General features: G+C 69.5%; 12 protein-coding genes. 8 read left to right on the top strand and 4 right to left on the bottom strand.

Annotated elements, in window-relative coordinates; all coding sequences use genetic code 11:
* Nucleotides 1-151 precede the first annotated feature (151 nt).
* Nucleotides 152-1,630 carry a phosphatase PAP2 family protein gene (locus ACZ7KI_RS41240; protein ID WP_470278438.1) on the bottom strand — a complete coding sequence of 493 codons (1,479 nt, stop codon included), beginning with the start codon at nucleotides 1,628-1,630 and terminating at the stop codon, nucleotides 152-154.
* A 147-nt stretch (nucleotides 1,631-1,777) separates the two neighbouring features.
* Here ACZ7KI_RS41240 and pafA point away from each other — a divergent pair, with 147 nt between their 5' ends.
* Together pafA and ACZ7KI_RS41230 are read left to right on the top strand one after the other, a co-directional pair.
* Entirely contained in the window at nucleotides 1,778-3,136 is a 1,359-nt protein-coding gene (pafA, locus tag ACZ7KI_RS41235) for a Pup--protein ligase (protein ID WP_007035399.1), read from the top strand.
* Between the two features lie 79 nt (nucleotides 3,137-3,215).
* On the top strand, nucleotides 3,216-4,256 hold the full coding sequence (locus ACZ7KI_RS41230; RefSeq protein WP_470278437.1) for an oxidoreductase: 1,041 nt from the start codon (nucleotides 3,216-3,218) through the stop codon (nucleotides 4,254-4,256).
* 4 nt (nucleotides 4,257-4,260) lie between these two features.
* Here the strand turns inward: ACZ7KI_RS41230 and ACZ7KI_RS41225 are convergent, their stop codons facing one another.
* Nucleotides 4,261-4,839 (bottom strand): TetR/AcrR family transcriptional regulator, encoded by a 579-nt coding sequence (locus ACZ7KI_RS41225; protein WP_465501857.1) that lies wholly within the window; start codon nucleotides 4,837-4,839, stop codon nucleotides 4,261-4,263.
* Nucleotides 4,840-4,909: 70 nt separating this feature from the next.
* Between ACZ7KI_RS41225 and ACZ7KI_RS41220 the strand changes: the two genes are divergently transcribed.
* From ACZ7KI_RS41220 to ACZ7KI_RS41210, 3 genes are all read left to right on the top strand, one after another.
* Nucleotides 4,910-5,803 (top strand): NADP-dependent oxidoreductase, encoded by an 894-nt coding sequence (locus tag ACZ7KI_RS41220; RefSeq protein ID WP_470278436.1) that lies wholly within the window; start codon nucleotides 4,910-4,912, stop codon nucleotides 5,801-5,803.
* Nucleotides 5,804-5,831: 28 nt separating this feature from the next.
* On the top strand, nucleotides 5,832-6,173 hold the full coding sequence (locus tag ACZ7KI_RS41215; protein WP_470278435.1) for an ArsR/SmtB family transcription factor: 342 nt from the start codon (nucleotides 5,832-5,834) through the stop codon (nucleotides 6,171-6,173).
* A 71-nt stretch (nucleotides 6,174-6,244) separates the two neighbouring features.
* Entirely contained in the window at nucleotides 6,245-7,123 is an 879-nt protein-coding gene (locus tag ACZ7KI_RS41210; protein ID WP_470278434.1) for a TIGR03620 family F420-dependent LLM class oxidoreductase, read from the top strand.
* 75 nt (nucleotides 7,124-7,198) lie between these two features.
* Here the strand turns inward: ACZ7KI_RS41210 and ACZ7KI_RS41205 are convergent, their stop codons facing one another.
* Nucleotides 7,199-7,669, bottom strand: a complete 471-nt coding sequence (locus ACZ7KI_RS41205; RefSeq protein ID WP_470278433.1) for an SRPBCC family protein — start codon at nucleotides 7,667-7,669, stop codon at nucleotides 7,199-7,201.
* Between the two features lie 32 nt (nucleotides 7,670-7,701).
* A complete protein-coding gene (locus ACZ7KI_RS41200) occupies nucleotides 7,702-8,655 on the bottom strand; it encodes an NADP-dependent oxidoreductase (protein WP_470278432.1) in 954 nt (317 codons plus the stop codon).
* 104 nt (nucleotides 8,656-8,759) lie between these two features.
* Between ACZ7KI_RS41200 and ACZ7KI_RS41195 the strand changes: the two genes are divergently transcribed.
* From ACZ7KI_RS41195 to ACZ7KI_RS41185, 3 genes are read left to right on the top strand one after another with little or no spacing between them, the layout of a single operon-like run.
* Complete coding sequence (locus ACZ7KI_RS41195) at nucleotides 8,760-9,191, top strand: winged helix-turn-helix transcriptional regulator (RefSeq protein WP_061986535.1); 432 nt, start codon at nucleotides 8,760-8,762, stop codon at nucleotides 9,189-9,191.
* A 9-nt stretch (nucleotides 9,192-9,200) separates the two neighbouring features.
* Complete coding sequence (locus tag ACZ7KI_RS41190) at nucleotides 9,201-10,181, top strand: helix-turn-helix transcriptional regulator (RefSeq protein ID WP_470278431.1); 981 nt, start codon at nucleotides 9,201-9,203, stop codon at nucleotides 10,179-10,181.
* Nucleotides 10,178-11,155, top strand: coding sequence for a helix-turn-helix transcriptional regulator (locus tag ACZ7KI_RS41185; protein WP_470278430.1), 978 nt, complete (start codon nucleotides 10,178-10,180; stop codon nucleotides 11,153-11,155). The genes ACZ7KI_RS41190 and ACZ7KI_RS41185 overlap by 4 nt, the downstream gene beginning before the upstream one ends.

Below are 11,155 nucleotides of genomic sequence, written 5' to 3'. Positions count from 1 at the left end.
CAAATCCTCCACACTCGGACCCCGCAGGCATCAGCGATGCCACATCCGGCCCACCAAGAACAAGTGCCGACCAGCACTTATGCGACTTTGCCGGGACCCTACTTTCAAGGTAGGGAAGGAGGCCTTCACGGTCTTCCCGCTTTACCTGTCCTCAAAGCCGGTAGATGGTCAGTGCGCTGGGCCGCGACCGGAAGAGGAAGTCCTTGCCGAGCGGTCCGACCTCGCCGTCGGTGGCGACCCGGCGGTTGCCGTTGAGCAGCCGGACGTGCAGTTCCGGAAGGTCGAGTTCCTGGTAGACGTGGCTGGCGTTGAGGCTGTTCGTGATCGTGGCCAGGATGAACCGCGCCCGCGAGTAGGGCAGGTCGGCGCGCAGGTAGCGGACGTCGAGCAGGCCGGTGTCGAGCGCCGGGCGGTGTGAGGGCGCCAGCCCCTTCGGCGCGTAGGTGCCGTTGCCCACGAACAGCAGCCAGATGCTGGCGTGCTTGCCGTTGAGGATCACTTCCAGCGGCTTCGCGCGCCGGAGGGTGCGGGCGAGCGCGATCGCCGCGGACGGCCACTTGGGATGCCGTTTCTGGAGCTTTTCCCGTAGCCGCACCATCTCCGGATAGCCGCCAAGGCTCGCGGTGTTGACGAAGTAGCGGTGGTCGTCCTGATCGTTGATCTCGACTTCGCCGAGGTCGACGCCGACGGCGTTGCCCGCCTCGGTGGCGGCGTCGGCGTCGGGCATCGAACGCATGCCGACGTCGCGCGCGAAGTGGTTGAGGGTGCCCGCCGGGATGAGCGCGAGCGGCAGGTCGTGGTCGGCCGCGACGGCGGCCACCGCGGCGACCGTCCCGTCCCCGCCGGCGACGCCGAGCGCCCGCACGGTGTTGTCGCGGGCGGCGATCTCGTCGCAGAGCTGTTCGCGCAGGTCCTGCTTGGGGTCCGGGTACAGCACGGTGGCCTTCGGCCAGGCGAAGCGGACGTCTTCGGTCGGGTCGCGGCCGTCGATCCCGGACAGTGGGTTGACCAGGACCAGCATGTCCTCGCCGTCGCGCATTTCGGGGGCTTCGGCGGTGTGCGCGGTGCGCCCGGGGACGTCGGGATTCAACGGCCACCAGTGCCGGGTGAGCAGGCCCGCGCCGATGCCGATGCCGATACCCACGCCGACGTCACTGGGCCAGTGGACGCCGGTGTGGACGCGGGAGTAAGCCACGGCGGCGGCCAGCGGGACCAGGGCCGCGCCGGTTTTAGGGGATTCCATCGCGACGGCCGTGACGAAAGCGGCCGCGGACGCCGAGTGCCCGGACGGGAACGACGACGAGGTCGGACGGCGGACGAGGCGCCGGTGCATCGGCACCTCTTCGGCCGCGGGACGGCGGCGGGGGAACAGCGGCTTGCCGACCAGGTTCGCCGCGGCACTGGCCCCCGCGATGGCGGCCACGCCGCGGAGAGCACCCCGGCGGGTCGGCCCCTTCTTCGCCGCGAGCAGGACGGCGACACACCACCAGAGTTTGGATTTGTCCGCACTTTTGGAAAGTGCCGTGATGACGTCGTCGGCTCCGGTCCTCGGGAGCCTCGCACTCCGGACCATCAGCCGCCGGTCGGTCCGGCCGACCTTGCGGAAAGGGCGTTTGAGCTGCTTTAACACGGTTTCACCGCTTCCGGGTCAGGTCGACATGTGCGTGATACCCGATCGGGACTTCCCGCACACCTTTCACCGAATGCAACGTACCGACCGCGTGTCGCCGCCCGAACGGCGCACCGTCAGCGGGTCCTCACCGCCTACTCTGGTGGGATGCAGCGGCGGATCTTTGGCATCGAGACCGAATTCGGGGTCACGTGCACCTTTCACGGGCAACGCAGGCTCTCCCCGGATGAAGTGGCGCGTTACCTGTTTCGGCGTGTCGTGTCCTGGGGACGTTCGTCGAACGTCTTCCTGTCGAACGGCTCCCGGCTCTATCTCGACGTGGGTTCCCACCCGGAATACGCCACGGCCGAATGTGACGACCTCGTGCAGCTCGTCACGCACGACAAGGCCGGAGAGCGGATCCTCGAGGACCTCCTGGTCGACGCCGAGCGGCGGCTGGCGGACGAGGGCATCGGCGGCGACATCTTCCTGTTCAAGAACAACACCGACTCGGCGGGCAACTCCTACGGCTGTCACGAGAACTACCTGGTGACCCGTGCCGGGGAGTTCTCCCGGATCGCGGACGTGCTGCTGCCGTTCCTGGTGACCCGGCAGCTGATCTGCGGCGCGGGCAAGGTGCTGCAGACCCCGCGCGGCGCGGTGTACTGCCTGTCCCAGCGAGCGGAACACATCTGGGAAGGCGTGTCCAGCGCGACCACGCGTTCCCGGCCGATCATCAACACCCGCGACGAACCGCACGCCGACGCCGAGCGTTACCGGCGCCTGCACGTGATCGTCGGCGATTCGAACATGGCCGAACCGACCACGATGCTGAAGGTCGGGTCGGCGAACCTGGTGCTGGAGATGATCGAGGCGGGCGTCCAGTTCCGCGACTTCACCCTGGACAACCCGATAAGGGCGATCCGCGAGATCAGCCACGACCTCACCGGCCGTCGCCAGGTGCGGCTCGCCGGCGGCCGGGAGGCCTCCGCGCTGGACATCCAGCGCGAGTACCACGCCCGCGCCGTCCAGCATGTCAAGGAGACCGGTTCCTCGCCGCAGTCCGAGCGGGTCGTCGAGCTGTGGGGCCGGGCGCTGGAGGCCGTCGAGCAGCAGGACTTCAGCAAGATCGACACCGAGATCGACTGGGCGATCAAGCACCGGCTGGTCGAGCGCTACCGCAACAAGCACGACCTCGACCTGTCGAGCCCGCGGATCGCGCAGCTCGACCTGGCCTATCACGACATCCGGCGCGGCCGCGGCATCTTCGACCTGCTGCAGCGCAAGGGTCTGGTCCGCCGGGTCACCGACGACGGCGAGATCGAATTGGCCAAGGACACCCCGCCGCAGACCACGCGGGCGAAGCTGCGCGGTGACTTCATCGCCGCCGCGCAGGCCGCCGGGCGGGACTTCACCGTGGACTGGGTGCACCTCAAGCTGAACGACCAGGCGCAGCGGACCGTGCTGTGCAAGGACCCGTTCCGCTCGGTCGACGAGCGGGTCGAGCGGCTGATCAGCTCACTCTGATTGGTCCGTGAGGGCCACCTTGAGGGAATCAGAGTCCCTTAAGGTGGCCCTCACGGATCTTCGAGGGAGAGGTGCGCCGATGCGCCGTGCGTTGCTGGTCCTGCTGGGAGCCATCGTTCCGCTGGCGTTCACCGGCGTCGCGCAGGCCGCGCCGGACTGTCCCGATCCCAGCTGGACGGAGACCCCGACCGGCACCGACGCCCAGTTGCGCGGTCTCTCCGCGGTGGATTCCCGTACGGCGTGGGTCAGCGGCAGCAAGGGCACTGTCCTGCGCACCACCGACCGCGGCCGGACCTGGCAGTCCGTCGCCCCGCCCGGCACCGCGACGCTCGACTTCCGCGACATAGAGGCCTTCGACGCCGACCACGCCGTCGCGCTGTCCATCGGGCCTGGGGACGCGTCCCGGATTTACCGCACCGACAACGGCGGCAAGAGCTGGCGACTGTCGTTTCAGAACACCGAACCGGCCGCCTTCTACGACTGCCTCGCGTTCTTCGACCACCGTCGTGGTCTCGCGATGAGCGATCCGGTCGACGGGAAGTTCCGCCTGCAGTCCACTTCGGACGGCGGCCGCACCTGGCAGCAGGTGCCTGCCGAAGGCATGGTCCCCGCGCTGGAGGGCGAGTTCGGCTTCGCCGCCAGCGGCCAGTGCCTCACCACATCGGGCCCGCACGACGCGTGGATCGCCACCGGCGGCGGTGCCCGTGCCCGGGTCCTGCATTCGGGCGACGGCGGGAAGACCTGGGAAGCGGCCGACACGCCGTTGCCCAGCGGCGCCTCCGCCGGAGTCTTCTCCGTGACGTTCCGGGATCCGCGGCACGGTGTCGCCATCGGCGGCGACTACGCGGCACCGAACGCGCCCGGTCCCGCCGTGGCGCTGAGCGCGGACAAGGGACGCACCTGGCGGACGCCGTCAGAGGCTCCCGTCGGTTACCGGTCGGGCCTGGCCTGGCTGGGGAACACGGTCATCGCCGTCGGGCCCGCCGGAAGCGATCTGAGCCCGGACGGCGGACGGCACTGGAAGTCCTTCGACACGGGCTCGCTCGACTCGGTCGATTGCGCTCGCGGTGCGTGCTGGGCGAGCGGCGCGAAAGGCAGGGCCGTAGCCCTCCGCGTTTAGTCCTCTAAACGCGGTCGGTGGACGCCCAGGCCGCCTCGATCATCCGGAAGATCTCGTCCACCGCCGCGTCCGGATCGCCCGCCTCGCGGGCCAGCGAATGAGCGTCGACCACGAACCGCGCGATCGTGCGGCAGGCCGTCGTGGGCCGCGGCGCGCCGATGTCGGCGGCGATGGCCGCCGCCAGCGACTTCGCGTGGCGCAACCTCATCAGCTCTTCGTACTCGCGCAGCGCGGATGACCCGTCGATCATGCGCCAGACCGGGGCGGCGTCGGCCGAGGCGCAGTGGCGCACCTGGGTCAGGATCTCGCGGCGCAGTGCGGCGATGAGCGGCTCGCCCGGAGCGCGGTCGGTGACCGCTTTGGTGAGCCCGTGCTCGAAGTCCGCGTCCAGCTCGAACACCAGTGCCTCTTTCGAGGCGAAGTGGGAGAAGAGCGTCGTGACGGCCACGTCGGCCTCGGTGGCCACGTCGCGAATACCGACTTCGTCGTACCCGCGTTCCAGGAAGAGCCGCAACGCGGTTTCAGCGATCTTCTGACGCGTCGCGGCCTTCTTGCGCTCACGGCGCCCCAGCGGCTCTGTCATGACTGGACGCTATCAGATCCAAAAGAGTATCTGTTTCAAAACGCTAACCGTTAGTGCTACGGTCGATCGTATGAAGAGAGTGAGTTTCGCTGAGTTCGGTGGTCCTGATGTCTTGCAGCTCCTGGACGCGGAGGAGCCGCACGCGGGCCCCGGCCAGGTGCGTGTCGCGGTGCGGGCGGCCGGGGTGAACCCGGTCGATTGGAGACTGCGTGAGGGGCAGGTTCTGGGTGCTCATCCGATCAAGTTGCCGTCCGGGGTCGGGCTGGACGCCGCCGGCGTGGTGGACGAGATCGGGGAGGGCGTCGAAGGGGTGGAGATCGGCGACCCCGTGTTCGGCGAAGGTTCGAGTACCTATGCCGAGTTCGCCGTGCTGACCGCTTGGGCCCGGATGCCCGCGGGGCTGACATTCGAGGAGGCGGCCGGGTACCCCTCCGTGGTGGAGACCGCGCTGCGTCTCGTCCGTGAGGTCGGGGTGGAGCCGGGGCAGACGTTGCTGGTCAGCGGCGCGTCCGGCGGCGTCGGATCGGCGGTGCTGCAGATCGCCCGCGACCGCGGCATCAAGGTGATCGGGACCGCGGGCGCGGCGAACCAGGACTACCTGCGCGACCTTGGTGCCCTCGCCACGACGTACGGCGAGGGCTGGGTCGAGCGGGTGCGCGAGCTGGGCCGGGTCGACGCGGCCCTCGATCTGGCGGGCTCCGGAGTGATCCGTGACCTCGTCGAGTTGACCGGGGACCCGCGGAAGGTCGTCTCCATCGCCGATCTCGGCGCGCCGGACCTCGGCGTCCGGTTCTCCGGCGTGGCCGGGAGCGTGCCGGACGCGCTCGCCGAGGCCGCCGATCTCATCGCGCGAGGAAGGCTTCACATCCCGGTCGAGAAGTCGTACTCGCTCGTCGAGGCCGCGCAGGCGCAGATCGACAGCCAGGCGGGCCACACGCGCGGGCGCCGGGTCATCCTCGTCTGAGGGGGACACGGCCTAAGCTCGGAGGATCATGACCGCACACGCAGTTCCCGACCCGGACGCCGCCGAGCATCTGGTCGAGGTGTTCAAGGCGCTCGCCAACCCGGTCCGGCTCCAGGTGCTCGGCTGGTTGCGCGAGCCGGACCGGCATTTCCCGCCCGAGCGGGCGATCGCCGATCAGAACGAGGTCGGGGTCTGCGTGAGTCATCTCCAGGAGAAGCTGGGGCTCGCGCAGTCCACCGTGTCGGCGTACATGTCCTTGCTGCAGCGTGCCGGGCTCGTCCGCTCCACCCGGGTGGGGAAGTGGACGCACTACCGGCGTGACGAACAGCGGATCGCGCAGCTCGTCGACCTGCTGGGACGCACTATCTGAGCCTCGTCGGGAATAACATATCGAAAATCTGCGATACTTCGATATGTAGGACTCGACCTGAGGAGAGACAGATGGAACTGGGGCGTTTCGGGATCTGGACGTTCGACTTCGAAGAGCAGCCCGCCGCCATGCTGCGGGATTCGGTGCGGGAACTGGAAGAACTCGGCTGGCCCGCGATCTGGATCCCGGAACGGGACGGCCGCGAGGCGCTGACCCACGCCGGATTCCTGCTGGCGTCCACCGAACGGATCTCCGTGGTCAACGGGATCGCGCGGATCGGCTCCCGTGGGGCGCGCTGGGCCCATGGCGCGGCGCTCTTGCTGGCCGACGCCTATCCGGGCCGGCACGTCCTGGGGCTCGGCTTCGGTGGCGCGCAGCCCGGGGTCAAGCCGCTGGAGGCGATGAACGACTACCTCGACGAACTCGACACGGTCACCAGCGCCAACCCGCTGCCCGCCGCGCCGATACGACGACTGCTGGCCGCGTACGGGCCGAAGATGCTCGAACTGGCCCGGGACCGCTCCGAGGGCGCGCACACCTATCACGTGCCCGTGTCACATACCGCCCAGGCGAGGGAAGTGCTGGGGGACAAGGCCTTTCTCGGTGTCGAGCACGCGGTGTTGTTCGAAACGGATCCGGCCAGGGCGCGGGAGATCGCTCGCGAGCACCTGCACGTGTATCTCACGTCGAAGTACAACGTCGCCAAGTACCTCCGCCTCGGCTACACCGAAGCCGACATCGACGGAGGCCGCGGTAGCGACCGGCTCGTCGACGACCTCGTGTTCTGGGGTGACCTCGACACCGTCGTCACGAAACTGCACGCCCACCTCGACGCCGGTGCCGACCACATCGGGGTCCAGGTCATCGGTGTCGAACCCGGCGCATCGGCCATGCCGTACTGGCGGCGGCTGGCCGAGGCTCTGCTGCCGCAGGCGGCGGCCGCGCGCTAGCGGACCTGGCCACGATCTCGTTGACGTCGACCGAGGGCGGCTGCTCCAGAGCGCTGGAGCAGCCGCCCTCGGTGATCAGCGGTGCTCGATCGTTCCCGCCTTCGAACCGGGCGGCGTGTAGGTGTCCCAGTCGGGCACCGGTTCGCCCGAGAGGGAAGCGCCGAGCCGGTCGAGATAGAAGTGCCAGCCCTTGGCGATGTCCGAAGTGTCCCAGTCGGGTTTGGGCATCCGGTGCACGAAATCGAGTACCGTTCCGTCGCCGCGCGGGGTCAGGGTGAGCTCCACCCGCCAGGTCGGCTCGTCCGTGTTGTGCAGATCCAAGGCCAGGCGTTTCGGCGGGTCGCATTCGCGGATGACCGCGGGCGCCGGTTCGGCACCTTCCTCCGCGGTCATCAGCAGCATGATCGTGTTACCGACTCCGGTTTCACCCGTCCACGTGCCGATCCAGCGGGCCGTGCGCTCGGATTCGGTGAGTGCCGACCAGACGTCTTCGATCGGGTCCGGATACTCGCGCCGGAGTTCGAGCCGGGTTTCGTCGTTGTCCATGATGTGAAGATAACTGCAGCCTTAATTAAGCGTCAACTTATAACTTGGTGGGGATCGGTCAGCACCAGCCGCCCGCGGAGTCCGCCGGTGGCAAGACGTTCGTGCGCTTTCGCCACCTCGTCCAAGGGCACGGTGTCCGCGACCCGCAGAGCGAGCACGCCGTCGTCGACCAGCGCCGCCAGCTCGCCGAGCGCCGCGCCGTCCGCGCGGATCCAGACGTGCTCGACCTTGATGCCGCGCAGGGGAATCGGGGCCGCTCCGGCCGCGAAGACCACGAACCGGCCACGGTTCGCGACGGCGTCCAAGGCTTCGAGACCGAGCAAAGCCGTGTCCAGGGCCGCGTCGACGCCGCCGGGGACCTCGGACCGCACGCGGTCGGCCAGGAAGTCACCCCGGGGCAAGAAAACCTCCGCGCCGAAGCCCCGGACCAGTGCCTCGTCTGCGGGACCGGCGACGGCAACCACGCGGAAACCGCGTGCCTTGGCCAAGGAGACCGCGTAGCCGCCGACAGCTCCCGCTGCCCCGGTCACCAAGACTGTGGCCCCCGGTGGGAGGTCGAGCAGATCGAGAGCCTGCACCGCGGTGAGACCGTTCAAGGGCAGGGTCGCGGCCTCCACAGTGGACACCGTCACCGGGGCGGCGGCGATGGCGTCCGCGTCGAGCACGACGTATTCGGCGTAGGCGCCGAGCGCGGTAGCCGGCCGGTCCCGCAGGCCGATCACGGCGTCGCCCACGGCGAACCCGGTGACGCCGTCGCCCGTCGCGTCGACCGTCCCGGCCACATCCCAGCCGATCCCGATCACCGCACGCGGCGGGATGATGCCCGCCTCGGTCAGGAAACCCGAGCGGGTCGCGGTGTCGACCGGGTTGACCCCGGCCGCGGCGACCTTCACCCGTACCTGACCGGTTCCCGGTTCGGGCACCGGGACCTCGGTGAACTCCAGGACCTCCGGGCCGCCGAACCGGCGGACCACCACTGCGCGCATCGTTCTCCTCCAAGGGCTCGTTCGAAGCGAACGTATGGGGAGTTACTCTCCATCGGGAAGTACGCACTTCGAGGTGCCCAACTCACGCGGAGGTACGGCGAACCGTGGTCACGCGCACGGCACAGGAACGGCGGAACGAGGAGAAACGGGCCTACGACGCCTACCTCGCGGCCTGCCCGGCCCGGAAGCTGCTCGACGAGGTCTCTGGCAAATGGGTCAGTCTGGTCCTGGTCGCGCTCGGCGACGGGCCTCAGCGCTACAGCGACCTCTCCCGCCGGATCGCCGGCGTCAGCCAGAAAATGCTCACGCAGACGCTGCGCACGCTGGAACGGGACGGTCTGCTGACCCGCACCGTCACCGCGTGTGTACCGGTCCGGGTCGATTACGAACTGACCGAGCTCGGCCGGAGCCTCCGTGAGCTGCTGGCCGGGATCAAGGACTGGGCCGAGACGCGGTTCGACGAGGTCGAGTCCGCCAGGGATCGTTACGACGCGCGATCGGCGGCTCTCACCATCGGGTCGGACGGCGCGGGCTAGGGTAGCCGGGTGTCCACCGCACGCGCCGAACGTCTGGTCAACCTGGTTCTGGCCCTCCTGTCCACCCGGCAGTACCTCACCGCCGAGCGGATCCGGGGCATCGTGCCCGGTTATGCCGACGCGGCCAGCGACGAGGCCTACTTCCGCATGTTCGAGCGGGACAAGACCGAACTGCGCGAACTCGGCATCCCGCTGGAGACCGGACGCAACTCCGCCTTCGACGCGATCGACGGCTACCGGATCGCGCGCCGCGACTACGAGCTCGGCGAAATCGACCTCGCGCCCGACGAGGCGACCGCCGTCGGCCTCGCCGTGCGGCTGTGGGACTCCCCGGAACTGACCGGTGAGGCGCAAGGCGCGCTGGTGAAGCTGCGCGCCGCCGGGGTCGAGGTGGACGACAACGCCCCCACCGTCGTCGAGCCCCGCGTGCGGGCCGAACCGGCGTTCGGCCCGTTGCTCGCCGCCGTCCAGGCCGGGCAGGTGGTCCGCTTCGAGTACCGGCGCAGTGGTTCCGCCGAACGCAAGATCCGCACCCTCGAACCCTGGGGTGTCGTGTCGTGGCGTGCCCGCTGGTACGTCGTCGGGCACGACAGGGATCGCGGCGCGCCCCGCTGCTTCCGCCTTTCGCGCGTCACCGGGAAGGTCGAAGCGGTCGGGAGGCCCGGCGTCGTCGAACGCCCGGAAGGGGTCAACCTGCTGCGGATGGTGTCGGCCAGCAGTGGCGAGGACCCATCGGCGCCGACCACCGCCAGCGTCTGGGTCGCCGACGGCCGGGCCGCCGGGGTCCGCCGCCGCGGCCGTGTCGTCGGCCGCAGCGACGCCGGGGGAGAAGAAGGCGACCTCGTGGAGATCGAGCTGTACTACCCCGAATCGGCCGCCGACTGGCTCACCGCGCACGGCCCGGACGTCCTGGTCCTCGAACCCGATGTCCTCGCGAAGTCGGTCCTCAGCCGCTTGGAAGCCATCGCGCACGCCGGTGGTGCCCGATGAGCGCCACCGGACGGATGCCGCGCCTGCTGGCGCTCGTGCCTTACCTGCTCGCCCGGCCCGGTATCAAGATCACCGACGCCGCCGCCGATTTCGACGTCTCGCCCAAGCAGCTGCGCAAGGACCTCGAACTGCTGTGGATGTGCGGGCTGCCCGGCTACGGACCCGGTGACCTGATCGACCTCTCCTTCGAGGGCGACACGATCGTCGTCACCCACGACGCCGGCATGAACCGCCCGCTGCGGCTCACCGGTGGCGAGGCGACGGCCATGCTCGTCGCGCTGCGGGCGCTGGCCGAGACGCCCGGTGTGCTCGACGCGGACGCGGTCCGCCGTGCCATCGCGAAGATCGAAGCCGCCGCGGGTCAGGCACAGCCGTCGGGAATCGTCGTAGGCGGGGGAGTCCGCGAGGGCAAGAAGACCGCTCGCACCCGCGAAGCCGTCCGGGCCGCGCTCACCGCGAAGCGCGCGTTGCGGATCCGGTACTACACCGCGTCCAAGGACGAGATCACCGAACGCACCGTCGACCCGATGCGGCTGCTGATCGTCCAGGCCGTCGGCTACCTCGAAGCGTGGTGCCGCCGTGCCGAGGACGTCCGGCTGTTCCGGCTGGACCGGATCGACGAGCTCACCGTGCTCGACGAACCCGCCGTCCCGCCCGCGCACGCCCGGCCGACCGACATCTCCGACGGTGTCTTCCGCCCGCGCCCCGATCAGCAGGAAGCCGTTCTCACGCTCGACCCCGACGCACGCTGGGTAGCGGAGTACTACCCGTGCGAGGAACTGGACGAGCTCGACGGCGGACGGCTCCGGATCCGGATGCGCTACGCCGACGAGTCCTGGATGGTCCGGTTGATCCTCGGGCTGGGCGGAGACGCGCAGGTCGAGAGCCCGGACGCGCTGGGAGAGGCGGTTCGTCGCCGGGCGGCCGACGCGCTGGCGCGGGCACGTCACCTTGCGTCAACCTATGAGCAGTAG

This window comes from Amycolatopsis sp. NPDC039088 (assembly GCF_055598845.1).
The sequence above is the reverse complement of the archived record's forward strand: the minus strand, read 5'-3'. Positions and strand labels throughout refer to the sequence as shown.

Bases quoted from the DNA above. Each gene is read 5' to 3' on its own strand.
- pafA (WP_007035399.1), top strand. From the start codon at position 1,778: ATGCAGCGGCGGATCTTTGGCATCGAGACCGAATTCGGGGTCACGTGC.
- ACZ7KI_RS41230 (WP_470278437.1), top strand. From the start codon at position 3,216: ATGCGCCGTGCGTTGCTGGTCCTGCTGGGAGCCATCGTTCCGCTGGCG.
- ACZ7KI_RS41225 (WP_465501857.1), bottom strand. From the start codon at position 4,839: ATGACAGAGCCGCTGGGGCGCCGTGAGCGCAAGAAGGCCGCGACGCGT.
- ACZ7KI_RS41220 (WP_470278436.1), top strand. From the start codon at position 4,910: ATGAAGAGAGTGAGTTTCGCTGAGTTCGGTGGTCCTGATGTCTTGCAG.
- ACZ7KI_RS41215 (WP_470278435.1), top strand. From the start codon at position 5,832: ATGACCGCACACGCAGTTCCCGACCCGGACGCCGCCGAGCATCTGGTC.
- ACZ7KI_RS41210 (WP_470278434.1), top strand. From the start codon at position 6,245: ATGGAACTGGGGCGTTTCGGGATCTGGACGTTCGACTTCGAAGAGCAG.
- ACZ7KI_RS41205 (WP_470278433.1), bottom strand. From the start codon at position 7,669: ATGGACAACGACGAAACCCGGCTCGAACTCCGGCGCGAGTATCCGGAC.
- ACZ7KI_RS41200 (WP_470278432.1), bottom strand. From the start codon at position 8,655: ATGCGCGCAGTGGTGGTCCGCCGGTTCGGCGGCCCGGAGGTCCTGGAG.
- ACZ7KI_RS41185 (WP_470278430.1), top strand. From the start codon at position 10,178: ATGAGCGCCACCGGACGGATGCCGCGCCTGCTGGCGCTCGTGCCTTAC.